Origin of the sequence: Streptomyces lavendofoliae (assembly GCF_014649735.1) — a bacterium.
GTDB lineage: Bacteria > Actinomycetota > Actinomycetes > Streptomycetales > Streptomycetaceae > Streptomyces > Streptomyces lavendofoliae.
In genome coordinates this window covers 40,629-64,688 of record NZ_BMTP01000019.1, presented here as the reverse complement: position 1 = coordinate 64,688, position 24,060 = coordinate 40,629, and the positions used below count along the sequence as shown (strand labels likewise).

At 68.2% G+C, this 24,060-nt stretch carries 25 protein-coding genes and 2 pseudogenes; 14 read left to right on the top strand and 13 right to left on the bottom strand.

Annotated elements, in window-relative coordinates; all coding sequences use genetic code 11:
- Positions 1-188: 188 nt before the first annotated feature.
- Both IE109_RS28395 and IE109_RS28390 read right to left on the bottom strand, forming a co-directional pair.
- Positions 189-3,278 (bottom strand): patatin-like phospholipase domain-containing protein, encoded by a 3,090-nt coding sequence (locus IE109_RS28395; RefSeq protein ID WP_189554214.1) that lies wholly within the window; start codon positions 3,276-3,278, stop codon positions 189-191.
- A 145-nt stretch (positions 3,279-3,423) separates the two neighbouring features.
- Complete coding sequence (locus IE109_RS28390) at positions 3,424-3,600, bottom strand: hypothetical protein (protein ID WP_189554213.1); 177 nt, start codon at positions 3,598-3,600, stop codon at positions 3,424-3,426.
- A gap of 70 nt (positions 3,601-3,670) precedes the next feature.
- Between IE109_RS28390 and IE109_RS28385 the strand changes: the two genes are divergently transcribed.
- The 3 genes from IE109_RS28385 (at position 3,671) to IE109_RS34245 (ending at position 4,756) form a co-directional block, all read left to right on the top strand.
- Entirely contained in the window at positions 3,671-3,910 is a 240-nt protein-coding gene (locus tag IE109_RS28385; protein ID WP_189554212.1) for a hypothetical protein, read from the top strand.
- On the top strand, positions 3,910-4,287 hold the full coding sequence (locus IE109_RS28380; RefSeq protein ID WP_189554211.1) for a fic family toxin-antitoxin system, toxin component: 378 nt from the start codon (positions 3,910-3,912) through the stop codon (positions 4,285-4,287). Before IE109_RS28385 ends, IE109_RS28380 begins: the two co-directional genes overlap by 1 nt.
- 76 nt (positions 4,288-4,363) lie before the next feature.
- Complete coding sequence (locus IE109_RS34245; protein ID WP_308431403.1) at positions 4,364-4,756, top strand: DUF5958 family protein; 393 nt, start codon at positions 4,364-4,366, stop codon at positions 4,754-4,756.
- Between the two features lie 55 nt (positions 4,757-4,811).
- On the opposite strand, the gene IE109_RS28370 is transcribed toward IE109_RS34245, so the two are convergent.
- From IE109_RS28370 to IE109_RS28345, 6 genes are all read right to left on the bottom strand, one after another.
- On the bottom strand, positions 4,812-5,636 hold the full coding sequence (locus tag IE109_RS28370) for a DUF4253 domain-containing protein (protein WP_189554210.1): 825 nt from the start codon (positions 5,634-5,636) through the stop codon (positions 4,812-4,814).
- Positions 5,637-6,224: 588 nt separating this feature from the next.
- The gene (locus tag IE109_RS33415) at positions 6,225-6,821 is read right to left on the bottom strand and encodes a hypothetical protein (protein ID WP_229891651.1); all 597 of its coding nucleotides are present in this window, start codon (positions 6,819-6,821) and stop codon (positions 6,225-6,227) included.
- A 303-nt stretch (positions 6,822-7,124) separates the two neighbouring features.
- On the bottom strand, positions 7,125-7,589 hold the full coding sequence (locus IE109_RS28360; RefSeq protein WP_189554209.1) for a PIN domain-containing protein: 465 nt from the start codon (positions 7,587-7,589) through the stop codon (positions 7,125-7,127).
- Between the two features lie 144 nt (positions 7,590-7,733).
- Complete coding sequence (locus tag IE109_RS28355; protein WP_189554208.1) at positions 7,734-8,390, bottom strand: hypothetical protein; 657 nt, start codon at positions 8,388-8,390, stop codon at positions 7,734-7,736.
- On the bottom strand, positions 8,390-9,310 hold the full coding sequence (locus tag IE109_RS28350; protein ID WP_189554207.1) for a hypothetical protein: 921 nt from the start codon (positions 9,308-9,310) through the stop codon (positions 8,390-8,392). Before IE109_RS28350 ends, IE109_RS28355 begins: the two co-directional genes overlap by 1 nt.
- A 58-nt stretch (positions 9,311-9,368) precedes the next feature.
- A complete protein-coding gene (locus IE109_RS28345; protein WP_189554206.1) occupies positions 9,369-9,908 on the bottom strand; it encodes a hypothetical protein in 540 nt (179 codons plus the stop codon).
- Positions 9,909-10,117: 209 nt separating this feature from the next.
- Here IE109_RS28345 and IE109_RS28340 point away from each other — a divergent pair.
- Together IE109_RS28340 and IE109_RS28335 are read left to right on the top strand one after the other, a co-directional pair.
- Positions 10,118-10,872: pseudogene (locus IE109_RS28340) on the top strand (transposase family protein).
- Between the two features lie 631 nt (positions 10,873-11,503).
- Positions 11,504-12,193, top strand: coding sequence for a hypothetical protein (locus tag IE109_RS28335; RefSeq protein ID WP_189554205.1), 690 nt, complete (start codon positions 11,504-11,506; stop codon positions 12,191-12,193).
- Positions 12,194-12,323: 130 nt separating this feature from the next.
- On the opposite strand, the pseudogene IE109_RS28330 reads toward IE109_RS28335, so the two are convergent.
- Positions 12,324-12,923 (bottom strand): annotated as a pseudogene (locus IE109_RS28330) (undecaprenyl diphosphate synthase family protein).
- A gap of 121 nt (positions 12,924-13,044) precedes the next feature.
- Here IE109_RS28330 and IE109_RS28325 point away from each other — a divergent pair.
- Together IE109_RS28325 and IE109_RS28320 are read left to right on the top strand one after the other, a co-directional pair.
- The gene (locus IE109_RS28325) at positions 13,045-14,298 is read left to right on the top strand and encodes an IS256 family transposase (RefSeq protein ID WP_189554204.1); all 1,254 of its coding nucleotides are present in this window, start codon (positions 13,045-13,047) and stop codon (positions 14,296-14,298) included.
- Positions 14,295-14,792, top strand: a complete 498-nt coding sequence (locus tag IE109_RS28320) for an HAD domain-containing protein (RefSeq protein WP_189554203.1) — start codon at positions 14,295-14,297, stop codon at positions 14,790-14,792. The genes IE109_RS28325 and IE109_RS28320 overlap by 4 nt, the downstream gene beginning before the upstream one ends.
- A gap of 557 nt (positions 14,793-15,349) precedes the next feature.
- Here IE109_RS28320 and IE109_RS28315 read toward each other — a convergent pair.
- The 3 genes from IE109_RS28315 to IE109_RS33410 all read right to left on the bottom strand — a co-directional run bounded on the left by IE109_RS28315 (position 15,350) and on the right by IE109_RS33410 (position 16,745).
- Positions 15,350-15,526 carry a hypothetical protein gene (locus IE109_RS28315; RefSeq protein WP_189554202.1) on the bottom strand — a complete coding sequence of 59 codons (177 nt, stop codon included), beginning with the start codon at positions 15,524-15,526 and terminating at the stop codon, positions 15,350-15,352.
- Between the two features lie 89 nt (positions 15,527-15,615).
- Entirely contained in the window at positions 15,616-16,326 is a 711-nt protein-coding gene (locus tag IE109_RS28310) for a hypothetical protein (protein ID WP_189554201.1), read from the bottom strand.
- A 110-nt stretch (positions 16,327-16,436) separates the two neighbouring features.
- Positions 16,437-16,745: an RNA polymerase sigma factor gene (locus IE109_RS33410; RefSeq protein WP_229891649.1), complete on the bottom strand. Its 309-nt coding sequence runs from the start codon at positions 16,743-16,745 to the stop codon at positions 16,437-16,439.
- 592 nt (positions 16,746-17,337) lie between these two features.
- On the opposite strand from IE109_RS33410, the gene IE109_RS28300 reads away from it, so the two are divergent.
- Positions 17,338-18,024 carry an HNH endonuclease family protein gene (locus tag IE109_RS28300; protein WP_229891647.1) on the top strand — a complete coding sequence of 229 codons (687 nt, stop codon included), beginning with the start codon at positions 17,338-17,340 and terminating at the stop codon, positions 18,022-18,024.
- Positions 18,025-18,225: 201 nt separating this feature from the next.
- Here the strand turns inward: IE109_RS28300 and IE109_RS28295 are convergent, their stop codons facing one another.
- On the bottom strand, positions 18,226-18,864 hold the full coding sequence (locus IE109_RS28295) for a hypothetical protein (protein WP_189554200.1): 639 nt from the start codon (positions 18,862-18,864) through the stop codon (positions 18,226-18,228).
- Between IE109_RS28295 and IE109_RS28290 the strand changes: the two genes are divergently transcribed.
- The 6 genes from IE109_RS28290 (at position 18,851) to tcmP (ending at position 24,053) form a co-directional block, all read left to right on the top strand.
- Positions 18,851-19,267, top strand: coding sequence for a hypothetical protein (locus IE109_RS28290; protein WP_189554199.1), 417 nt, complete (start codon positions 18,851-18,853; stop codon positions 19,265-19,267). The genes IE109_RS28295 and IE109_RS28290 overlap by 14 nt on opposite strands.
- Before the next feature lie 212 nt (positions 19,268-19,479).
- Positions 19,480-20,328, top strand: coding sequence for a hypothetical protein (locus tag IE109_RS28285; protein ID WP_189554198.1), 849 nt, complete (start codon positions 19,480-19,482; stop codon positions 20,326-20,328).
- Complete coding sequence (locus IE109_RS28280) at positions 20,325-21,251, top strand: hypothetical protein (protein WP_189554197.1); 927 nt, start codon at positions 20,325-20,327, stop codon at positions 21,249-21,251. The genes IE109_RS28285 and IE109_RS28280 overlap by 4 nt, the downstream gene beginning before the upstream one ends.
- The gene (locus IE109_RS28275) at positions 21,248-21,805 is read left to right on the top strand and encodes a hypothetical protein (RefSeq protein ID WP_229891645.1); all 558 of its coding nucleotides are present in this window, start codon (positions 21,248-21,250) and stop codon (positions 21,803-21,805) included. Before IE109_RS28280 ends, IE109_RS28275 begins: the two co-directional genes overlap by 4 nt.
- A gap of 325 nt (positions 21,806-22,130) precedes the next feature.
- Complete coding sequence (locus tag IE109_RS28270) at positions 22,131-22,628, top strand: hypothetical protein (protein WP_189554196.1); 498 nt, start codon at positions 22,131-22,133, stop codon at positions 22,626-22,628.
- 243 nt (positions 22,629-22,871) lie between these two features.
- Entirely contained in the window at positions 22,872-24,053 is a 1,182-nt protein-coding gene (gene tcmP / locus IE109_RS28265; protein WP_229891676.1) for a three-Cys-motif partner protein TcmP, read from the top strand.
- Positions 24,054-24,060: the final 7 nt, after the last annotated feature.

The window sequence follows — 24,060 nt, the reverse complement described above, 5'->3', positions numbered from 1 at the left end:
CCCCGCCTTTCACAGCACTACCGGCTCGTTCTTGGGGGCCTGTACGTCCGCCCGTTGCCACGGTCGGCACTGGCCAGAGACACACCAGGTTCGGCTACTCGGCCTTCACGCCGACCGGAGGGTGGCAGGGGCGGTAGACGGAGACATGCTCGCCGCTGCCCTTCGCTGGCGCTACAGCAAGGATTCGGTCACCCCAATCGCCCGACACCTCGGCGTCGGCCGGGATGGACCTTCCCAGCCTCGGTGCCGAGGTGGTGTCCGAGCGCCCGGTAGGCGTCGAACTGGGCGTGGTCGAACCACTGGTCGGCGGTGGCCTGGCGCGGGAAGGCCTTCTCCCGGAGGGCGTAACTGAGCAGCTCGTACGGCATGTCGGGAGTCAGACTGGCCTTCACGAAGATGATCGTCCCCTTCGTGTCGGCCGGTTTATCGGGCGAGAACATAACCGGTTCCGGGTACTCGATCGTGCCGCGCACCACGCAGGTGGCGGAGAACCGGGCGTTCAGGGCGGCCATCGGAGCCTCGGGCGAGAGCGGTTTTGCGCTGCCGGGCACCAGGCCCAGCAGGTTTTGGTCCCTTTCTTCGAAGGTGATCGTCACTCCGAGGTCTTCGTAGGCGAGCGTCACCGCCTGCGCGAGGGTGGTGGCCAACGGCGGCGTGTCCCCGGAAGCGTCGATGACATAGATGGTCCGGCAGCGGAGCCGGAGCATTTCGACCAGACCAAGATTCTCGAAATGTCCGCCATCCGTGCACAGCAGCAGTGGAGTGGTATCCGGGTACCAGCCCACCAGCTCCTGGAGTTGGTACCGCAGCCGCCGTACCCGCGGCAGCCGCGGCATGATCCGGTTGGGCCCGTACTTCGCCAGTTCCGCGAGATAGAGGGGGTTGGGCACCCAGGTGCCCAGCCGCATGTTGGACAGTGCGAGCAGCCGCTCCATGAACATCGTCTGGGTGCCCATCGCGGAGGCGAAGGCCGCTCCGGACACGGCGACGGCGGACTGCACGGTCAGGTCGCGCCTAATCAGTGCGGGGGCCGTCTTCTGCAGAGTGTCGGTGCGGACCCAGCCCGTATCGGGGCCGCCGCAGTAGTCGGAAGCGAAGGTGAAGGGCACGGCAGGGCGGCCGGGCGCGGTGCGGTTGCGCAGCGAGACGGCTGCGGAGGCGGCGAAGATGACCTGAGGGAAGCCCTTCACCTGCTGTGCGTACGGGTGCAGCGGGGTCGGCTCATTGTTGTAGTCGTAGGGCAGGGCGCCGACCGAGCCGTCCTTCAGTACAGCGCGGCGCACGGAGAAGGCGCTGGCCAACCGCTGTCGGTAGAAGGGATGCAGGCTGAACGTGGTCTGGTCGATCGCGAGCGCCAGCACAGGCAGGGCAATCGGCAGCGTCCATTTCCACCCTGCGGGCCAGCCGCCCGCGTAGACGGCGGCCCAGGACATGAGGGCGAGGCAGAAGAACGCGACCAGGAGGAGGACTAGCCAGCAGACCACGGCTTTCACCCAGCTGCCGCCGACCTGCATGACGAGGGAAGTGTTGCCCTTGCCGAACAGGCCTGCCTTCTCGCCGTCCGGCTTCAGCTTCTTCACTGTCTTGTGGACGGCGGTGAACCAGGTGCCGAGCGCGGTCGCCGCGGCGGTGAGCGCGGCGAGCATCGACAGTCCCCTGCCGGCGTTGTCCCCCACTCCCTGCTCGTGCGCCAGCCAGGCAAAGAACCAGATCACTGCCGGAAGGATGATGGAGATCAGGGCGACCGCCAGGGCCATTGCCACGATCGCGTTCACCGTGCTCTGCAGCCATGCCGGGCGGGACTTCGTCTTCCCTGCCCTTGCGAAGGCGAGGCCCATGGACACCAGGCCGGCCAGGCCGAGCAGGGCGAGGACGGGGTGCCAGGCGTTCGGGTACAGCTCAAGGGACGGCAGGAACACCTCTGCTGGCCCGGGACACTCCGGGATCTCCGGGGTCTCGCACGTCGGCTCGAACATCTTCGTCTGCGGCGTGAAGCGGTGGAGGTCGGTCAGCGGAAGCCGTGAGTAGAACGCGTTCAGGAACTGGCCTGCCACCGCGAAGACCAGCGCCAGCATGCCGAAGGAAACGGCCATGCCCCGCAGCACCGCCCCAGCGGCGTTCAGTTTCTCCTTAGGCGTGTCCGCCAGGTACTTCGCATGCCGGCGGATATGGTCCTCCTCCGGGCTGCCCGACGCGAACGCGTCGGCGGGCTCCGCGAGGCCGGGCCGCACAGAAGGGTTCCCGTCTGTGTCCCTGAGTTGGGCATCGGTCAGGGCCAGTTGGAGGGCCCCGGCGGTGTACCCGCCGCCGGACACCGACACCAGGTACCTCGCCTTGAGCAGTTGCCCGCGCAGTGCCTGCAGCGCGCCCAGAGTGATCGAGGCTGACCGGATGCCGCCGCCGGAGACGCAGAAGCCGACCTCCGCAGGATGCCGGCCGGGTGGCTGGTACGCGCGGGTGCGCCAGCGGGTCACCGCGCTGGCTTTCGGAGCCTTGGCCGGGTGGGTGGCGGTCCACTCGGGCCGGGGCTCCCAGTCGTGGGGCGCGGCAGGCGGGAGGATCACGTCCGGGTCGCTCCACCGACTCTCCGTTCCGTCCGTGATCCTGTGGGCGTGGGCCACGACGGGACGGGGACGGTCCTTCCGCGCACTTCTCACGAGGGAGGGCTCGAGCACCCGGCGGCAGTAGAGGGTGACCACGATCAGGACGGCCGCTGCTACCAGCGGGACGACGAGCGCCCATTTCAGCTGGGCGAAATAGGTCGCCCACTGCAGGTTCCGCTCCAGATCACGCTCCGTGGCCGGCCGCAGGACCCCGACGCGGGGCAATACAGGACCGTTCGGGTCGGTCTTGATCCGGTCCAGGGCCTTCCACAGGAAGATGTTCTCCACGCAGTCCGCCGCCACCACCACGGGGGTGAGGATGAGGGCGCGGCGGGCCCACAGACGCGTGGACTTCCGATAGAGCAGTAGGTGCCCGAGTCCGAAAGCCCCGGCGAGGGCCGCCCCATATCCGGGAATGAACCAGCGCCAGTCGAGGACGAGGCCGTCCTGGAAGAGCTTGGACTCGCCTCCGTCCCTCACGATGACGCGGGCCCCCTTCGCCGTCTCTGCGAACTGCAGCAGCAGTTCCCCGTCCCCCGAGGGCCTGGCCCGAAACGGCGGATCCGCCCCGTACCAGAGGATCATGAAGAGACCGGCGGTAAGCCCGACCAGACACAACCACACCGGCCAGGGCGAAATCTTTCGCAGCTTCAACTGTGCCTGAGCGTTCGACATGCACGTACCGTAGTCACCTGAACACCGTTGGTATCGATGCGCGCCCTCCACAAGGTCGTACAGGACCCGCTCAGTCCACCCGATATGCAGGAGCCGCCCGCCGCAGGACGGACGGCTGATCCCAGAAGAGGGAGGGGGCAGCGGGTCAGAACGCGGCGAGGGGCTCGGGCGGGAACTGGATGGCGCTGGCCTCCAGCAACCGGCACAGTGAGGGGAACTCGTAGGTGCGGAGCACCGTGTTGTCCTCGCGCAGGGTCTTGAGTGCCGCCTCGACGGACCCGATGCTCAGGGAGAGGGCTTCGACGCAGGAGGGCGGCGACATCGGCCAGCGCCCCGCGGGCGGTTGCCGGCCAACGGCGCCACGCTTGGTAACAGGTGTTACCATTCTGGGTGTGGCGAAGACTCAGATCGGTGCGCGCGTGGACGCGGAAATTGCGGAGCTGGCCCGGAAGCGGGCTGCGGACCGCGGCATGTCGGTAGGCGACTACCTAGCCCAGCTGGTCCTTGAGGACGCCAGCGGACTGCGAGCGCGGGCGATGGGTGCGGCCGAGCGCTTCCTCGGCGAGCACCAGGCTCTCTTTGATGAGGCTGAGGAGTCGAAGCGGGCTGGGAAGGGTCGGCAGGCTGCCTGATGATCTTGCATATCGATGTGCCATGGATCCTCCAGGTCGCTGAGATCGCCGGAGCTGGTGACCCGGCTCCGGATGACTACGGCGTGCCGGTCGCTGCCTGCGCCCGGCATCAAGCTGAGGTGCTGGATCAGCCGGTCTACGACGGGCCCTATGCGCGTGCCGCTGCTCTGGTCCACACCCTGGGGCGCTGCCGCTGGCTCGAGCGATCAAACCTGGCCGTGGCCGCCGCGACCGGTGTCATGTACCTCGAGGCATCCGGCATCTCAGTCAAGCCCACGGCAGGGAACGCGGCCGCGTTGAGAGACCTTCTTCTGGACAGCGGATGTACCGCGGGTCAGATTGCCGCGGAACTGCGAACCTGGCCTACTACAACCTAACTGGCGCTCCCCGCGCAGCGGGGATGGACCCGCCGCGTAGGCCAGGAGGCGCGCCACCTTGCTCTGCTCCCCGCGCATGCGGGCACGACCTGGTCGTTCCGCACGATGCCGGCCTTCGCGAAGGGCGGACGAGAGCGCTACGGTCGTGCACCCCATACGCAGGCGCTGTTCGAGCGCTGTCTGTCCGGTTCACCCACTGCAGACCACCCGCTGGGCCGACGACGCAGAAGGCGCAGCCGATCTGGCGGTGCTGCTCGTAATCCGCCCGACGCATACACCGGCTGTGCTGATCTCAAGATGCCGGGTAGACGAGCAATTCGGAAAGATCGCCGGTCTCGCGCCTCCCGACAGACGCCGCAAGGCGTTCCGGCTGCTGATCGCGGTGCTCGCGATCGCCGACGGACGGCGCCGCGAGCGCTTCTGCTCCGACGGCTGCAGTCACTGGTGGCACAGACTGTCCATCGCCTGACAACCGGAGCACCGCACTCTGAAGGTCCCCAGTCGAACGTCTTCTGGGTAGCGGATCAGTCCCACCAGAAGTTCCAGTGGTGGGCACCGGTGATCCGCTCGGCGTATGCGGCCAGTGTGTACGGCCTACTGCCCTGCCAGATGTTGTCCGGGCAGAAGGCGAAATGCTCGGCCGCGACCAGGAGAGCCTCGTGCTCGTCCACGGGAGGGGAGGCGACGCTGAGGTGCAGCGTGGAGAAGCCGACCGCTACGACAAGAGCACCGAACCGGTGCTCCCAATCTCGGACGACCGCTGAGAACTTCGCGGTGTCATTGTCGTAGTTGCAGGGGCCTGTCCAGCCCGCGGCCGTGAGCGCGTCGGCACCGGATGCCGCGGCGACGAGCTTCAGGCGCGTCTGGGGGCAGTCAGCGAGGAACGCCTGCGCGAACTCGGCGGCCAGTTGACCGGGGTTCGTTGTCGTCTCCCGACCGGACGCAAGACCGGGCCAGGTCTGGCCGAAGGGAGCCGTGACGGCGAGGCGTCGGTCGGCGTCGAGCATGTCGTCTTCGTCGACCGCTGTGTAGGTAGCCCACCACCGCGCGAGGAGGCCGGCAGAGTCGTGGCTCGCCGGGGAGGACATCTGCTTGGGAAAGACCTCTCCGGATTCCCACGGGCGAAAGTCGCCGTCATTCGGATCCAACGCGTCGAGCAGCAGCGGCCACAGTCCGGAACGTGTGTGTTCGGCCTGCATCTGCGTCCACAATTCGATCGCGACCGGCCCGTCACTGAGCCACAAGGGCTGTACGTTTCCGTCGCCCTCATCGGACGTGACCATCCGACCGGGCGGAAGGCGGCTCTCAGCGGAATCGGCGAGCAATTCGGTCAGGTGTCCCAAGTTCATGGCGGGCACCCTAACCGGGTGTGCTGACAAGATCGCCTGTTCAGCAGCGACGGGCGTCGAGCGCTTCGTCGCTGTGTTCCACAGGACGGGCATACCGCCGGCGGACTCTATAGCTGGCTAGTCAGGAATCTGCTCCCCGCGCACGCGGGGATGGACCGCTCCACGCGAACACGCGCGGGGATGGACCCTTTGCGGCCATGGGCGCCACCGCCTGCCCAGCGCGTGGTGGGCGGCCCGGAGCGCCTCCTTGGCGTCCAGGAGGGCGCGCAGCACCGTCGACACCCCTTCGCCGGAGTTGATGCCGTCCGTCATGCGGATCTGCGGCTCCTCCCCCAGCTGCTGCAGCCCGCGACGGAGCTGCTGCAGCGACTGCCGGCAGCCGGTCGGTCAGCGCGATGAGGCCCTGGACGGTGCCGGACAGATTCGCCGGCGCGGCGCCGCGGAAGCCGTGCTCATCATGGAGCGCCGACACCGACTGGCTTGCGTGGTTCAGCTCGCGTACGGCTTCGGCGGCCGCGTAAGGGCTCCCTTGAGCTGGTGGTGGCTGTGGCGGGCCCGGGTCGGACACCGACAGGGCCGGAATCTGCGTCAGGCGGGCATGGGCGGCACGTACAGGCCCGCGGCCGCGCCGAGCTGCCGGACGTTCATCGTCGGCTGCAGCGGGGAGGGCTTCCAGCCCGTCGCCTCCTGGATGAACCCGCCCTTGTGCGCGGCCGTCTCGTTCCATGCCCGGTCCAGAATGGGCAGACGCAGCCAGTTCAGCCGTTCCCCGGTCACTGCGTGCACAGGGTGGCTGTAGTGGGTGAGGAAGTCCTGCCGTTCGTCGTCCATCCACCGGTACTCCTCCGGGATGGGCGGCCGGTCGGTCATGTGCGGCGCCGCCTCGAAGATCCCGCTCATCGTCGGCCGGGTGACCGTCCACAGGATCGGCACGGCTCCTGGGGGGTACAGGTCCGGCCACTTCTCGTGGTAGAGATCGGCGTACTGCGTCACCCACATCCGCCACAGCTCAGCAGCGGTGATTTCCTCCGGCAGGTAGTCGTCGGAGATCGGGGAGCCGTCCGGTTCGGCGTACAGCGCGAGTTCCGCGGTCTGCTGGAAGCCGGTCTCCTTGTACGAGAAGGTCCAGCGGTTGCCGGGGCCGTAGGGCTGGACGGTCGACGGGGGCGAGTCGAGGTCGGTCATGGGAAAAGTCTGCCGACGATGGACTCGCAGCGCTGCGGGATCACGAAACCCGCCCGTGACGTGCCGGTGCCCCCGGTCCAGAGCGCGGAGACGGGGGCACAAGGGGGCAGGGGGTGACAAGGCATACCCGGGGTGGTGAACCCGCCCAAGCCGGATCGTACCCGCCTTCGTCTACTGCTTCCCCGGTTCCGGTTCATCGCTGGCATCGGTCCGCAGCTTCTGAACGCTCAAACCGGTGACCCGAGCCCGCATGGACATCGCGGTGTCGTACGTGACCAGGGTTACCCGTGCGCCGACCAGGGCCTAGAACGCGAGCGTCCTGGAGACAATCTCGTCGTCTGCGATGGGCAGGCGAACGTGCCCGGGCGGGTCGTAGAGGACCTCCACGCTGACAGCCTGGCCCCTCGGCCCGGCGGCGCCCTCGATGAGAGCTGCGGGCCCACCGCTCGTGAGAAGCCGGTCAAGGACCGCCAAGGTGTAGCCGGCCCGCCACCTGATGCGCCTGTCCTTGTGCTGCTTGAGGTTGTCCAGTTCGTCGACGACGACGATAGGAAAGACGAAACGGACATCACGCCCGCCTACGCGCTTGAAGTCGGCGGCGAAGTCGATGTCCTTCAGCTTGAACGGTGCTGGATGTAGAAGTTGGTGTCCGCGACGACGCAGTGGACCCCGCGTCCCAGCGCGCATCTGCTCCCGCAGCGTGTCGATGGCCTCCTTGATGTCCGCAAGACGCTGGTCGAGCTCGAGGTTGACGAGCCCGTTGACCACCCGTTCCTGGGAGAACCGTTCACCGATGAAGAACTCGGCCTGCGCGAAGAGCTAGAGGAAGAGTGACCTGTAACAACGTGGCTATCCGACCCCACGCCACATCCGTCAACTCACCACGTACCAGTCACAAGATCATTATCAGGTCTAGTCCAACTGGAAACGAGTGCGGACGTCGTCTGCCCAAGGCCCTGTGTCGGCGTCGCTCTCCTGCCACCGTCCTTCGTCCCAAGTCAGCGTCCGCGGCCCGAGCTGGACTCGTGGGAACAGGGACCGGCTCGGCACCCGGGGAAGCACCTCAATGGTGTCGACGCGGAAGGCGGGCACCTTGAATCCGCACACATCACCATCATGGAACAGCACGGATCCGTGGCCGGAGAACCAGACGACGAGGCTGGAGTGGGCCAGGTTGCAGACAACCGGGACGCTAACGCTCCCGGGCGCGGTGTCGCAGTCCTGCTCCTCCACCTCTGGCGCCGTCAGGAGGAGTCCCCGGGGGATCGGCTGGGTCTGCGGGTCGGCTGCCGCGCCGAGGAACAGCAGGGAGTTCTGGGATTCCGAGCTGGCCAGGTCTTTGACCATGACAGGCACCGCATCCCAGCCGTCCAGGCTCTGGGCATCGCGGTAGGCGGCCGCGCACCGGGCCAGATCGCCCAAGCTATCGAAGTGCGTCACGTCGAGAGTCAGACCGTCACGGCCGTGGAAACAGAAGACCGACTCTGGGCGGCAGGTGGTGAGGAAGTCAAGCAGGACCGGATGGTCGGCAAGGAGAGCGTCGCTGTCCGGGTCGGCAAGCGCCCGCATCAGGTGCGCGCACTGACCGTCCTGCTCAACCCGGGTGGAAACGGTAAGGGCGAAGCCCGCAGGGTATACGTAGCCGAAGTGGTGCTCGTTGGCGGTACGCAGCACCGGTAGTTCTGCGGACACAGGCGTGGTCTGGACGCACACCCTGGTGGGATGGTCCATGACGAAACCGGCCAGCACATACGGCTGGGGCAGATGCGCCAGGCCCCCATGACCTTGCCGCTCAGCGCGAGTTCGCGCATCCTCTGGTCACTTCCCACCGGTTCACCAAAGGTGGCCAGGTAGAGCGCCTCCTGCTCAGCGGGTGTTCCTTGCTCGCACCACGCGTACATGTCCAGAGATGTGATGAGGGTTGCCTGGCTGTCGGCATCGCGGTGGATCTGGATCTGGACGGGTCCGGTGATCGGTTCGGCGATCTTCCGGGCAGCGTCGGCACGCACCTGCTCAAGGTAGCCGGGGGCGCTGACCTCCCCGATCGCGTCCCGGATCTCCGCCACGGGCCGCATGTCCTTGGGGTGAAAGTGCTTGGACTTTTTGGCGGACGCCAGAAACTCGGACAGCTCCACGATGAAGGCGGCGCCCATCATCCGAAAGTAGACGTGCGCGGACTTCGGCCCGTCCAGCTTCACCAGGGCGAGACCGGTCGGGAACTGGGCTGCCAGCAAGCACTCGGCATCCGCCGGATTCAGCCTGATCCGCCCATCATTCCGATCCGTCGCGCGGACGCTAAAGCCGACGAAGACTCCGGCTACCGGTCCGATCTTGTCGAAGCCCGCGGCCAGGTCCGGCTGGCACAGGAAGTCGAACCCGAAGTCGTGTTCGACCTTGTTGGGGATGATGAAGTTCTCCTGGCAGGAGAGCCGGAAGCGGTCCTCTCCGATCGCCCCGATGCGCTGGGCGGCGTTGCGTTTCTTCGGCACAGTGCCCCGGATCCTCACCCTCTGGCTGCGACAGCCGTGATCATTTAGCAGAGAGAACCTAGCCCCAGCTGGGCTTCGGCCTGGCAGGCAGGTCCGCTACGTCGGCGACCGCGAGAATCTCGGCGGTCGTCTCCTTCCCCAGCGTCTCCACGAGTCGTTCTTCGGTGGAGCCGATCAGAATCCAGGACTGGTTCGGTCGGCGTACCAGCTGCGTGACCGCCTCGTTCAGGCCGGCTGTTTGCAGGGCAAGCGCGGCTTGTGCCTCGGCCGGGTCGAGCGGCCGCGGCCCCTTCGCCTCGCGCCGCAGGTCCACGGAGATCGTGACGTCGTCGACCATGACGACATCGGCACGGAACGGCACGTCGTACGCCCTGGCCACCTCGAAGGCGTTGGTCACCGCGATGCGCTCGGCGCCGTAGCCTGCGTTGACCAGGCGGCGGATCGCGGCGTAGGCCGTGTGGGACTTGCCGGACCACGAGGGGCCCAGCAGCAGAAGCCGCGCTGCGGCCCCCGTCCGGACCGTGGAGCACCATCGGTCAACTGCCGGGTGATCGCTCTCGGCGTCGCTGTACCGGGGTGGAACGACATTGGAGGGCATGTCGGCAGCGTAGCTACCCCCCGCTCAGCAGGAAGTGGCTTTGCTCGCTTCGCACCAACGGCTCAGTGCCCACCGAGTACCAGGAGCCGTCCACGGTCGTGCAACAGGTGCGACCGTGCTGGACGGGTGTTGGACGGATCTGCGGAACGACGAAGCTCCTGGTAGACGGGTTCTCGACCAAGATCGCCCGTAGCCACCAGGAGCTTCGCGTGCTTGTCTACCCTTCGTCGATCGACCTGTCCAGTCGCACCCTGCGGTACCTGACCGGACGACTCGCTGTGCGTCGAGGGGAGATCGGGACCCGATGGCGGCGTCTGACCGCCGGTCGTCAGGCTCTCCTGGCCCTGGCACATCTGCGATGCGGCGACACGTACGCCCGGCTCGCTGCCGGGTTTGGTGTCGGCATCGCGACCGTGTATCGCTACATACGCGAAGCCGTCGAGGTCCTGGCGGCTCTCGCGCCCACCCTGACCGAGGCGATGGACATCGCGCGGATAAAGGCGTTCGTGATCCTGGACGGCACCCTGCTGCCGATCGACCGGATCGCCGCCGACACCCCGTACTACTCGGGCAAACACAAACGTCACGGCATGAACGTCCAGGTCCTTACCGATCCCTTCGGGCGGCTGCTGCGGCCTCGCCCGCGCTGCCCGGCTCCACGCACGACCTGACCGCCGCCCGCACCCACGGCATCGTCGACGCGCTCACCGAGGCCAGCCTCAAGTGCTGGGCCGACAAGGCGTACCAGGGCGCCGGGGGCTCCATCCGGGTACCCTTCCGCGGCCGTCGCCTCAAGCGGTGGCAGCGCCGCCACAACAGCACACACGCCAAGATCCGCTGCCTCGGCGAGCAGGCCATGGGCACCCTGAAGGGCTGGCACATCCTACGGAAGCTCCGCTGCAGCACCAACCGCGTCACAGCGATCGTCCAAGCCGTTCTCGTCCTTCACCACTCGCCAGCGTGAGGTTGGAAAAGGCTCACCGTCCACGCCCCCGGCGAGGGGTTCCTTCTCGACCGGATCCAGCTGCCCTTCGGCATCCACGCCGGCCCCGACCAATGCGTGTTCACCCGCTGGAGGCCGCCCCGCTGAGCGGTCGCAGGGCCGACCGGTCGGGGATACAGCCGGGAGCCGTCATCCCGGTGAGCGCCCCGCAGCTGCCGGACGGCATCGCGATTCGGGGCGCGACCCACGCCGACACGGCCTCGCTGGAGCCGGTGATCCGGCTTGCCGACCCGGACAACCCCGATGGCTCCTGGCGGGCTCTTCCATCCGTGATCGACCAGAGCCTCGCTCCGGAGCCGCTTACGTAAGCGCGGATGGCGGAGGACTCGGCGTCAGAAGCCGGCCAGCGGTCTCTTCCTGCCGAGGGCCCATGCCGACCTGCTCGACCGCTGGAAACAGGTGACACAGGAACTCGTCGGCGGGGCCCGGATCTGCATCCGCTGCCGCGCCCAGGGTCCCCGGAGGGGCGCCTGGCGCACCGGCATCCGGGCGGTGCGGTGGCGGCATAAGGGCGACGCATCAGCCCGTAGGCCACGGCCAAGCCGTGTTGCTGGTATGTCGTTGTTGACCGCTTGAGGAATGGGAGGAGCACATGAGCGAGGCTTCTCAGGAGCCAGCCCCGTCCAGGCTGGTCAAGGCCGGGGTGATCGTCACCTTGCTTGCTAGCGCCGCCGGTCTTATCACGACAGCAGTGGCGACGCTGTACGACGCCAAAGTGGCGAGAAGCCAGCTTGCCCAGTCGCGGCAAGTCGCTGATGAGAAGACGCGTGTACAGGCTGCGCGGGTATCCTACTGGGTGGACCGCCCGCCTGACGGCACGTCGCGCGTACACCTGATGAACAGGTCACTCGATCCTATCTCCAACATTCATATGACGTTCCGCGCCGAGTGGGACGACCACGATGTGCCCAGCGGGCTGCACAAGACAGCTTGGGTCTCCTTTGCTGTGGTCGTGCCCAGCGTGCCCCCATGCTCCGACATGGTGTTTTCAGAAGACAGTTTGAGATTCAAAGAGAGGAAAAAGGGGGATCGCCCCTCCTATAGGGCGCCTTATGAAAAAGCCCCCCCACCCGATGAAGGGTGGCGTGATTTTGGGGACACGCGCCCTTGGCTGAACGCGTGGGCAGCTAAGTTCGCAGACCGCAACGGTGTTTCATGGGTGCGCGAAAGAAATGGACTCTTAACCCGCGGGGATCGGACACCAGCTCCAGGATGGGGGTTGCAGGGGGCGGTAATTGCCGTCGCCGAATCGCCGCAGACCCTTAAGTCCTGCGGGGAATAGGGCAGTGGGACGCCAGCGGCCGCAGGGCTTGCATTCCTGCGCTTCCCGGGCACTGCATAGGCGTGACCGCCAGCGCCACTTGTGGCGCAGCATAGTGACGCGGCGCACCAGGCGGATCAGACGACAGTCGTCATGATGGGTTTCCGTTCGTCCGGGGCGCCACGCCCCCGAAGCGGTGGGCGCGGCACCGGTAGGTGTGCAGGAGGCGAGGAAGTCGGGGCACCGGAAGTCCGGCCAGAGCACCTCTGAAATGCGCTGCTCGCCGGAGGTATGGATGACCAGTTCCACGTCGGTAATGTCGAGGAACGGCAGGTGGTCCGCGAAGAGCCGCTGGGTCACCTCGTCGGCGGGCGTCCCGCTGCGGATCAGCGACCTTGCGGCCTCCACGATGTCCCGACGCCCACCGTGGTCGAAGCGACGGTCAGCGTCATCCCCGGTTGTCGGCATTCAGCGTCGTCAGGTCGCCAAAGTCCCGGGCCACTTCACGAGGGATGCGCGGGTCGGCGACCCCGAGGAAGCGGCAGCGGATGCCACGGGCCAGCAGCAGCGGCGCATGCTTCCGCACGACCCGGCACACCAGGCGCATCAGGTAGTCGACCTCGGCGCCAGGGCGATTCCAGCTCTCGGTGGAGAAGGCATACAGGCTGAGCCACCCGACGCCAGCGGCTCGAGCCGCCTCAATGATGTCGATGACGGTGGTCTCGGCGGCCCAGTGGCGAGCAATGCTCAAGACCTGTGGATCAGACTCGGGAGGGGTGCCTCGCGGAACGAGGAGGGCGTACCTTCCCGAGTGATCGACTTCTGGTCATCGAGTAGGCCCGCGTTGCAGCGCGGGTCGGGAAGGCACGCCCGTGCTGAGCGTAGTCAACGAGGACGGCACCACCCAGAGCGGCTCCCTGATGGACGACATCGTCCGTGAGGGTGCCCGTCGGATGCTCGCCGCGGCCCTGGAAGCCGAGGTCAACCAGTACATAGCTGAGTTGGCGGGCGAGCGGGACGAAGCTGGTCGCAGGCTGGTGGTCCGCAACGGCCATCATCGCGAGCGGACGGTGGTCACCGCCGCCGGGCCGATGGCGGTGAAGGCACCGCGGGTGAACGACAAGCGGGTCGACGGCGAGACGGGCGAGCGCAAGCGGTTCTCGTCCAAGATCCTCACCCCCTGGTGCCGGAAGTCCCCGAAGATCAGCGAGGTCCTTCCCCTGCTCTACCTGCACGGTCTGTCCTCTGGCGACTTCGTGCCCGCGATGGAGCAGTTCCTCGGCTCGGCCGCCGGGCTCTCGCCGGCCACGGTGACCCGGTTGACCAAGCAGTGGAGCGACGACCACGCCGCCTTCCAGGACCGAGATCTGTCCGGGGCCGACTATGTGTACGTGTGGGCCGACGGCGTCCACCCCAAGGTCCGCCTCGGCCAGGCCCGCTCCTGCGTCCTGGTCCTCATGGGCGTGCGTACCGACGGCAGGAAGGAGCTGATCGCGCTCGCTGAGGGCCTGCGCGAGTCGGCCGAGTCCTGGGCCGATCTCCTACGGGACTGCCGTCGACGCGGCATGCGCGATCCCGAGCTCGTCGTCGGCGACGGGGCCATGGGTCTGTGGCGGGCCCTGGCCGAGGTGTTTCCGCAGGCCAGGCATCAAAGGTGCTGGGTTCACAAAACCCGGAACGTGATCAACGCCCTGCCGAGATCGGCCGAGCCCGGCGCGAAGAAGGCGCTGCAGGAGATCTACAACGCCGAGGACCGCGCTCACGCCGAGAAGGCGGTGAAGGACTTCGGGCGCGCTTACGGTGCGAAGTGGCCCAAGGCCGTCAAGAAGATCACCGACGACGTCGATGAACTCCTGGCGTTCTACGGCTTCCCGGCTGAGCACTGGGTCCACCTGCGCACGACGAATCCGATCGAGTCGACCTTCAGCACGGTGAAGCTGCGGACCAAGGTCACCCGCGGCGCCGGCAGCCCGGCTGCGGCCCTGGCGATGGTGTTCAAGCTCGCCGAGTCCGCCCAGGCCCGCTGGCGCGCGATCACCGCACCCTACCTCGTCGCCCTCGTCCGCAACGGTGCCCGCTTCGGACGCGGCGTCCTGGTCGAGCGCGAGCAAGAGGCTGCGGCATGAGTGAGCGCGAAGAACGCCCGCTGCTGTTCCTGGACGTCGACGGACCTCTCCTGCCGTTCGGCGACGGCCCGCAGCGCGAGCCGTCAGGCACCGCGACAGATTCGCACCTGACGCGGCTCGACCCGCACCTCGGGCCTCGCCTCACGGCACTGCCGTGCGAGCTGGTCTGGGCCACCACCTGGGAGGAAGCGGCGAACACCGACATTGCACCGCGGCTTGGCCTGCCGCCCTTGCCGGTCGTGCACTGGCCGGAACCCTCCGACGCGCAGGAACGCGAGGACAAGTGGTTCGGGCTCCACTGGAAGACCCGGACCCTGGCGGCATGGGCGGACGGACGCCCGTTCATCTGGGTCGACGACGAGATCACCGACGCCGATCAGGACTGGGTGTCCACCCACCACCCCACCCCTGCCCTCCTCCACCGCATCGCGTCGTCCCGCGGCCTCACCAACGAAGACTTCGCAGTCCTCGTTCAATGGCTGCGGGCTGCTTGAGGCTCCCGCGGTGATCCACAGAAATTGACAATTACTCCTCACTGCTTCGCCTCCATCTAGCCCCGCCCGTCCCGGCACCCCTGCCCGTCCGCGGTTCAGAGTTCGATGGAACTGGCATCGCCATACAACCACCCCTGAACCCCTTCTTCTGTCGAAACGTTAAGGGCGGAGCTCATCGGCTCGCGTCCGTCCCGCGAACCGGATAGGCAACGCGCAGCGCCTTCTTCGCCTTCTGGCCACCGCCGCATACGAGGCGGAGCAGCACGGCGTCGCCAGCGAACGTGCCACCTCCCAGCGCGCTTCGCCCTGGCCTTCACCTGACCCCGCGCTCGCGAACGACGAACTTGACCTCACCGAGCAGCTCCTGACCGGCCTCGACCTCCGCGCCACCGCCCTTGGCCGACCGGGCTGCTCCGTCATCGTGACGGTCATCGGGGTGGAGATCACCGGGATGGGCGGCGTCGCGGCACCGTAGTTGACGCCTGCCGACGCGCGGCGGGCCGCCCCCAGAGGCTGCGGCCCGCCGCGCGTCTAGCGGACCGGGGGTTCGCCCGGAGTCAGAGCTGCTGCTGGAGCAGATAGAAGCCGAGACCGACGATACCGGCGCCGGTGGCGTAGGCCGCGCAGCGCAGCGCGTTGTAGATGAGGGCGGTGCGTCGGCGGGCGATCCAGCAGCGGCCGCGGCGGATTCGGGAAGGCTTCTGCGTGGTGCGGGTCTGGCGGCTAGTCTTCACGGTAGGTGCTCCGTTCTTCGGGGCGCTGTGCGGTCCGGCGGGGGCTGGGCGGCCCAGGAACCTTCGGCCCCGCGCCGGACTCCTGCGTTTCAGGGGCGGCCGGCGAGTTCGTGGATGCGGTCGGCCAGGCGGGCGTCGGGGCGGCAGATCAGGCCGTCGGCGGTGTGATGGTCGGCCAGCTGGTCCACGTCGGCCTCCAGCCCGCCGGTCAGGACTGCCCTGCTGGCGTCGCGGCGGGCGGAGTCGTTGGTGAAGTGCTCCAGCGCCTTGAGGAACGCTTGGGGGTCGACTTCGCGCTCCCGGAGCGCGTCCGGGCAGAACAGAGCGGTCACCTGCCGCTTCCAGTATCCAGCCTCCCGCTCGTCGCCGAGGGCAAGGTGATCGAGGTAGAGGCAGTACGCCGCGCCGCTGGACCCGGCGCCGGCGGCGAAGCGCCACCAGAACCGTGCGCTTTCGGGGTGGTGGGCGAGGTAGAGCATGCAGGCGAAGACCTGGATGCCCTCGACGTCGACGCCCTCGGTCCAGCCGTCGAACTGCGCGACGGTGTCGTCGCCGCCGAGCAGCGCGGTCAGCTCCTCCATGTGGGCGGCGGCCCCAGCTTGGGTGACCACCACCCGGGCCATGACACCGAGCCGGCGCCGGGCGCTGGGGTGGCCGCCGATGGGTGCCGGGTCGGGGGACGGGAGGTGGGCGGTGTCGCGGGCGATGCGGCGCAGCCCGGCGCCGACGTCGAAGGCGCGGCGGGGCTCGCAGACGGCGTCGTCAGCGTCGGCGAAGAGCTGTTCCCAGGTGTCGCTCACTGGGCGTCCTCCTTCTTGATCGGCCGCGTGGCGCGGCGGTGGATGGGGGCGAGGCGCTCCTGGGCCTTGCGGATGCGATGGGTGACGGTGCCGGGCGTGAGGCCCATGTACTAGGCGATCTTCTTGGTGTCGTACCCGCCGATGAAGCGCAGGACGATCGCGTCGAACTGGCGCGGGGGCAGCTTGGCGAGGGCCGGGTACAGGCCGATGCCGCTGTCGCGCGCGGCGAGTTCTTCGCGGCAGCCGCCGATCAGTTCGTCGATGATGGCGCGGCGCAGGATCTGCCATGTCTGCGCCTGCAGGTCCGGCTCGGTGAGCAGGGTGTCCCAGCGGGTGCGGATCTCTACGTAGGCGCGGTGGACGGCCCTCTCCGCCCGTTCGTTAGTCAGCAGGATCTTCAGCGCAAAGTCGTGAAACAACTCCTGGTCGGGGCCTCCTCGGCCACAGGCACGCGGCCGTCCTCACGAACGTCATCGGTCATGGGGTGTCGTCGGTCCTCTTCGTTGAGGGCTGATGGAAGAGCGGCTCCCGGGGCACCGCTGGGGATCACTCAACCGGCCCAATCGGCCGAACACGCATGCGCGGTCCCACGAATTTCACGCGGTGAGTTCACCTCGGCGCTTAAAGTGATCAAGGAGTTTTCGACGAGCACCTGACCTGCAGCAACCGTTACTCAGAGGTGTTGCGCATGCTCACTGGGTGATGGAGGTCACAGGGTGGTGCTCTCGATGCGTAAGCAACTTCCCGCCACCATCGAGTGAAATTCGCCAAAGTCCGCTCGCTGCTGGCCGAGGCCCCGAGGAGCCGTACAGCGCCCTACGCGGAGGAGACGGAGGCCGAGTAGAAGACACCCGGCAAGGGGTTGGCCGCTCCGGCAGCCCAGCCCCCTGCCCGGCCACCCCGTCGGCGCTTCGGGCAGGAGTGTTTCTCCGGTGAAACCGATCGCCCACACAGCCGACCCGCAGCCGATTCCCGCACGCGGGCACCCCCAGGCCGCTATGCCTGTCCTTCGTGATCACGAACATGGTGCGCGGTCTGGCCGCGCTGTCCCTCGCCCTGGCCCCGCTCGGCCTCCCGGCCTCCGCTCACGCCACACCCGCGGCCCCGGCGGCAGCCGCGCAGACGTTCCCGCTCAGCTACGCGGTCGGTCAGATCCCCGTGGCCGATGAGAGTCGCGCCGGATACACCCGTGACAAGTTCAAGCACTGGAACTCCGGCCTGGACGTGGCTGACGGCTGCAACACGAGGGCGGAGGTGCTCCTGGCCGAAGCGGCCGAGGCACCGGCCGTCGCGGCCGGCTGCAAGCTGTCCGGTGGCGAGTGGCTCTCCTATTACGACGAGCAGGAAGTGACCGACCCGGGCAAGCTCGATATCGACCACATGGTGCCCCTTGCCGAGGCCTGGGACTCCGGCGCCTCGGGATGGGATGCGAAGCGTCGTGAGGCGTACGCCAACGACCAGGACGCCGCCGCCTCGCTGGTCGCTGTAACGGCGCGGACGAACCGTCAGAAGGCCGACCAAGACCCGTCGAAGTGGATGCCACCCGCTCCGAGCGCGACCTGCCGCTACCTCGCCGAGTGGACCGCGACCAAGCTCCGCTGGGGCCTTGCCGCGGACCAGGCTGAGATCGACGCGATCAACGTCTACGCAGGCGGCCCCTGCCAGACCACCGTCGTCCACTACACCACCGCCCCCTGACCACCGGCCCGTACGAGCACACCAGTGCCCCCCTTTGACCCTGCGCGGGTCAAGGGGGGCACTGGTGTCGAGCGGCAGGCGGTCACCGGCGCCACCGGGCCGAAGGTACGACGAGCGGCGGGCGGGGCCAGGGCCCGGGGGGAGGGGGATCGGGCCTGGAAGCGTGGGATGCCCGCCGGTGCCAGGCGTAGGCCTGCGGCGTCAGCAAGCCTGGTTCGAGATCGGCGTGTCAGACGTGCCGCCACCGACATCGCCGAGAGCGCGGCAGAACTCGCCCGCGCCCGCCCGCGGACCTTCGACATCCTGGTGGTCCTCGACAAGGTGTCCCACCGCGAACTCGCAGAAGCACTGCCGAACTGGCTGGACAAGGGCAAGGTCGGCGCCTGGCTCCGTGAGCACGGCCACGACACTGCCGGCTTCCGCACCGGCGGGGGCTTCGTCTACCAGCTCCAGGCGCTCGATCCCCTCGGCGCGGCCGACCAGGCCCGCCAGCTCGTCGACCGCATGAACACCCGCTCGGAATTCCTGCGCGGCCGCCGCGGAGGCGTGCTGCCGCTGCCGTTCATCTGGGTCGCCGGTTACGACACCCCGGTATCGCTCGAACCCCCGGCCCGCGGCGTCGATGTCCTCTCTCTCGTCTCCGAGGGCCACCTCTACAAGGTCGACAGCCGAGAGCGCATCGACGACGCCCTCGAACTCGCCGCCGCCAGCAACCGCGGCGCCCGCCGTCGCCGGCGGCTGGGCGGCAGTCGAGTCTCTTCTCGTCCACCCCGACGACCCCCGGGGCGACGGAGAACGCTCCGGGAAGGCCATTGCCGCCGACCGGATGGCTGCGATCATCGCCTGTTCCTGGCCCCGGGCCGAGCTGACCACCCTGGCCCATCGCCACCAGCCCGCACAGCGGTACACCGACACCGCGGCCGCCCAGCGCATGGCCGCACTCGTCCAGAACCCCGGCAAGCAGCTCGCCGAGGTCAACCAGGCATTCCGCGTCGCCATGCGCCACCTCTACCGCACCCGCAACATCATCCTCCACGGCGGCGCCACCCAAGGCGTAGCCCTGGACGCCTCCCTGCGAGCAGCCGCACCGCTCCTGGGCGCCGGCCTCGACCGCATCGTCCATGCCTCCTACACCGAAGGGCTCGACCCGCTCGACCTCGCCGCGCGCGCCGAAGTCGCCCTCCAACTCATCGACGGCGAAACCGGCCTGTCCACCGTGGACCTCCTCGAGCCGCCTCACTGAGCACAACCGCAGGGGGTGTCTCCTCAGCCGTTGAGGTCACGGCTGCTGCGGCGCAGTGCACCGCCGTACCCGCGGCGGCCAGGTCGGTCAGCATCTTCTCGTCGGCGTGCACCGGCACACTCGCAGGAGTGAAGTCTCCGGCGAGATGAACACCGAGAGTGTTCAGGTCAATACACTCGGTCGCTCTGGCGTGCTGCTGTAAGGACCACCCCATGAGCTACACCGTTCGAGACGTCCGCGAAGTGCGGACCCTCATGAACGTCGGCCGCGACAACCGACTCGCCATCGGCGACCGACTCCTCGCCATCGCCCCACCGGGCAACGACGCGTGCCTGAGCGACTTCTGCAACGAGGTGGACCTCAGCATCCAGACCGCCCGCGACTACCGCCACACTGCCCTCGCGTGCCCTCCCGAGATCAGGCGACTCATCGCGGACAGCGGCGTCCACGTCAGCTACAGCGTTGTCAGGGAAGGGGCCCGAGCCGGCGTCTCAGGCGCCCCACGTGATGCCGGGTGGAGCGTCCTGCAGGCCCTCATCGAGGAGGCTCAAAACGACGGCACGGGCTGCGTCCTGCGCGCCCGCTACATGAAGGAGCTGGGGATCACCCCGCCCCAACAGGGCCAGCTCCCAGGCTCTGCCGACCTGCTCGACGAAGCGACGCTCGAAGCGATCCGGCAGGACCCCGAGCTGCTGCTCCCTCTCGTCCAGGACGCCATCCGCAACCACGAAGGCGCCGCCGACGCGGTCCGCCAAGCCGTCGAAGAAGACCGGCGAGCACGTGCCAGCCGCCGCAACGACCCCACCGTACGAACCGGCAACGACACCTCGCTCCGGTTCGTACGGGACCTCCTCAACCTCCGGGACCAGGGCACCGGCTTCATGAACCGCTACCCCCACAGCATCTCGCTGCCGGACGACCAGAAGGACCTGGCCGCAGCCGCGTGCGAGGGGCTGTCCGTTCTTCTCACCTGGGTCAGGGAGAAGGCCAGCCTCGGCGACCAGGCAGTCCCGCGCCAGACCAAGCGCCGTACGACCCGAGTGCCGGCGGCCACTCGATGACGGCCGAGCTGGACACCGACGCACGCCTCGAAGCCGACATCGAGGAGTTCTCCACCCACGACCGCAAGGGTGGGTGGGCTCGCGCGTACCTCGTAGCTCGACGGGTGCAGCCCGACTCCGGACGTGGAGTTGAAATCGAACAGTCATCCACGAAACGTCACAGTCGTGACATTTTCCTTCGGGTCGACGCGCGAGAGTTCGCGAGACGAAGCAAGACGTCTCCGAACCGAATTCTGGCCTTCTTCGCAGCGTGGCAGCGGGCCGCAGCCGACGGGCTCGTTCCCCCAGCCGAGGACCTGACGTTGAGCAGTTCTGTTGACCTCCCCGACGAAGGCGAGGTGCCGTTCTTCGGCGAGGCTGGCTACTACCGAAGCTATGAAACGCGTATGCCGAAGGGTGAGCGGCGGGAGGCCATCGAGGACGAGGCCGAGCGGGCGGGCCTGAAGCCGACGGACCCCGTGTACATCGCCCACCGGCCGAAGGCGTTGAAGACCGCGATCCTTGCCGACGACGCGACCCGCATGGTGGCGAAGGAGGCGATCGAGGAGTACGAGCGACGGCAGGACCTGGCCGACCAGGAGGACCGTGTACAGGCCCGGCTGGTCGAGCAGAGCCGCCGGACGCCTCATGATCCCCAGCAGGACGCGGAGCTCATCCGGGCCGTGCAGGCCCAGGCGACTCCCGAAGAAGTGGCGATGCAGGTCTTCACGGACCTGACGCAGGCCCGGCTTTCGACCCTCAACGCGCTCACACTCCTCAAGCGCAACAACCTCACGTTCTCCGACCAACGCGCGGCGGCAATGAGGGAGATGTGCGACTCCACACAGGCAGCCGTGGACTTCATCCGAGACCTGGTCAACAGCAAGGCTCTGAACGACGACGACCTTCGCCGGTTCCTGGACGAGAGCGAGCACCTGAAGTGACCGAGACCGCAATGACCCAGCTCGAACAGGACGCCGTGCAGGTCCTGAAGTGGTTCATCACGAACGCCGGCAAGTACGTGACCTATCGCGACATCGCGAGCGGCGTCGGCATCCCCCGCGGCGCCCGTCTGGAACGCACCGTGCGGGCTGCGCGCGCAGCCGCCGAGAACCTGGGCCACTGCATCGAGGACTTCCTCCCGTCGCGCGACCCTCGTCACCGTGGCGCGTACACCACCCGCCTCACACTCGCGGAGGAAGGCGACGAGCACGGGGCACGCGCGGCCATGCACACCGTCCGGCGCGGTGTCACCTCGATGCGGAACATGCGACGCGCTTGCGCCTACGAGGCCAAGAACCAGAACGGCATCGCGCCGAAGGCGTTCCAGGAGATGACCACCGCAGTGGAAGGCTGCATCCAGACTGTCAGCGGCGTGGGAGAGCTCGGCCAGGAGGTCTACCGGCTGCAGAGCGAGAAGGACGCCCTTGCCCGCCGGGTTGCCGAGCTCGAAGCGCGGCTCGCCCACGGGCCCTCGGACGGGTACGTCACCGTCTGATGGATGCCGAGCACCAGGCCGAACTTCCCCTATCTCCGAGGGCAGGCCCAGACGCCCGCGGGCTGTGACCGTCGCGCCCGTCACCGGGCCGGCGTCTCGCGGACGTACGGGACGATCTGGGCGAGCGCGGCGGCCAGGGTGCCGATGTCGACCAGGGCGTCGTCGGCCACGGCCGCGCTCCAGCCACACCCGGCCACAGCGTCCGCGAGTTCGCCTCGCCCGCCGCGCCCGCCTCCGAAGCTGAGGACGGCCGCTCGCGGCTGAACAACCGGGGAACCGGGAAGGCCGCCCAACACCCGCCGGGCGGCCTTCAGACGACCGGACCATGAACGGCTTCAAGATCACCTGGCGCAACATCAACATGCTCGTCGACCTGGCGACCTGGAAGCCGTCGCCCAAGACCCTCCAGGCGATCCCGGCTGGGAAGATCGTGGCGGAGTCGACGTTCGGCTGCTGGGTGAACCTGCTCGACAAGGGCGGCACCCGCGGCGACGGCCCGTACAGGAAGAACGTCGACTACGACTCCACCCTGTGGCGCCAGGCCCTGCGCAAGGCGCTCCCGAACAGCGGCGGCAAGCGCACCACGGTGTTCACCACCGCCAGCCACGTCCCCTCCCTGCGCAACCGCGCCGCGCACCACGAACCGCTGATCGACGGCGTTCCCCTCAGGAGCCTGCCGGGGCCGCACCCGCCGGCTCGCTCTGGCCGACGCCCACGGCGAGGTCCTGCGCCTGGTCGAGTACATCGACAAGAACGTCGCCGCCTGGCTTGGGCAGACAGCCGCGTCCCCGAGCTGCTGCGCGCCCGCCCCTGCCCCGTCTGAGCAGAACAGCACGCTCGCACCCTCCGGCTTTGGCCCATGCGGCGAAGACCGTCCGGCTGCAGGCCGAGATCCGGGCGGCACGGCCGGCGGTGACCGGCAGCGCGCATGACGGCGAGAACCGTCGGGTCCGTGAGAGGCCGCCGCGGTGGGCGCTGCGATGTGGTTTGGCGGTGCTCTTGCCCGAACTCCGCCCCATAGCTCACTATCTGTGATCAAGTAGATACTGAAGATCCGGGGGTGGCGATGTCGTCGGGTACGGGTGGGGACTACTGGGTGGACAAGGCGCTGCCCAGCGTGTTCAAGCATGATCTTCTCAAGCGGTACCTTCCGCAGTTCGGGGGGATGACGAGTACCCAGTCGCGTGACAAGCGCGTCGTCTACCTGGACGGGTACGCGGGCGAGGGCCGGTACGAGAACGGGGAGCCGGCGTCCGGGGAGATCGCGCTGCGAGTTGCCTCGGACCTGCGCGCCAAGCCCGGGATGACGCTGGAGTGCTTCTTCTCCGAGGCCCAGGCGAAGTCGTTCAGCCGGTTACACGACGTCGTTCAGCAGTACCAGGGCTGGGGAGTACGGGCCCATGCCCACCAGGGCGAGGTCGACGGTGTCCTCGACCGGGTCGTCGAGCGGGCGGTGGGCGAGCCGCTGTTCCTCTTCCTGGACCCGTGCGGACTCGTGCTGCCGCAGGACCGCCTGGTGGACGTCCTCGCCCGCAAGCGCCCCAAGCCGCGGCCAGCGACCGAGCTGCTGATGAATTTCAGCATGATGGCCGTCTGGCGTTTGGGCGGCCACGTCCGCTCCCCCAAGGGCAATGAAAAGTCGCTGCAGCGGTTCGACGACGTGTGCGGCGGCACCTGGTGGCGGGAGTACTTCGCCGACGCGGTCGCCTCCCGGGACAAGGACGGTGCGGCCGAGGACGCCATCGAGGCCGTGGCGGCCGAGTACGCCCGACTCCTGGAGCGGCGGACCGGGATGCTCGTGCAATCGGTGCCGGTCTCCCACTCCCCGCGCCGGCGGGCGGTCTACCGGCTGGTGTTCGCGACCCGGAGCCCGTACGGGCTGTGGGTGTTCGGCGACGCCGTCGCCCGGGCCCGGGCGACATGGTGGGAGACCCTGGAAGAGCGAGAGGAGGACGACGGCCTGTTCTCCGTGGCCTCGGTGACTCGTCCGGACCCGGCGGAGGTTGAGACCCGGGCGGTGCCGGAGATCGCGGCCAACCTGGAAAACCTGCTGCGGCACAAGCGGAGCCGGATCAAGCTGGTCGACCACACCCTGGAGATCTTCGGGTCCTACTACGGGCAGGTGACCGAGCCCGTCGTGCGCCGGGCCGTGCAGCTTCTGCACAAGCAGGGCAAGACGCCCAGCAACGGCGTGGGGGTCCGGCGCATCCGGGAGATCACGCTCGAGCCCGGGAACCTCGCAGCCTGAAGAACCG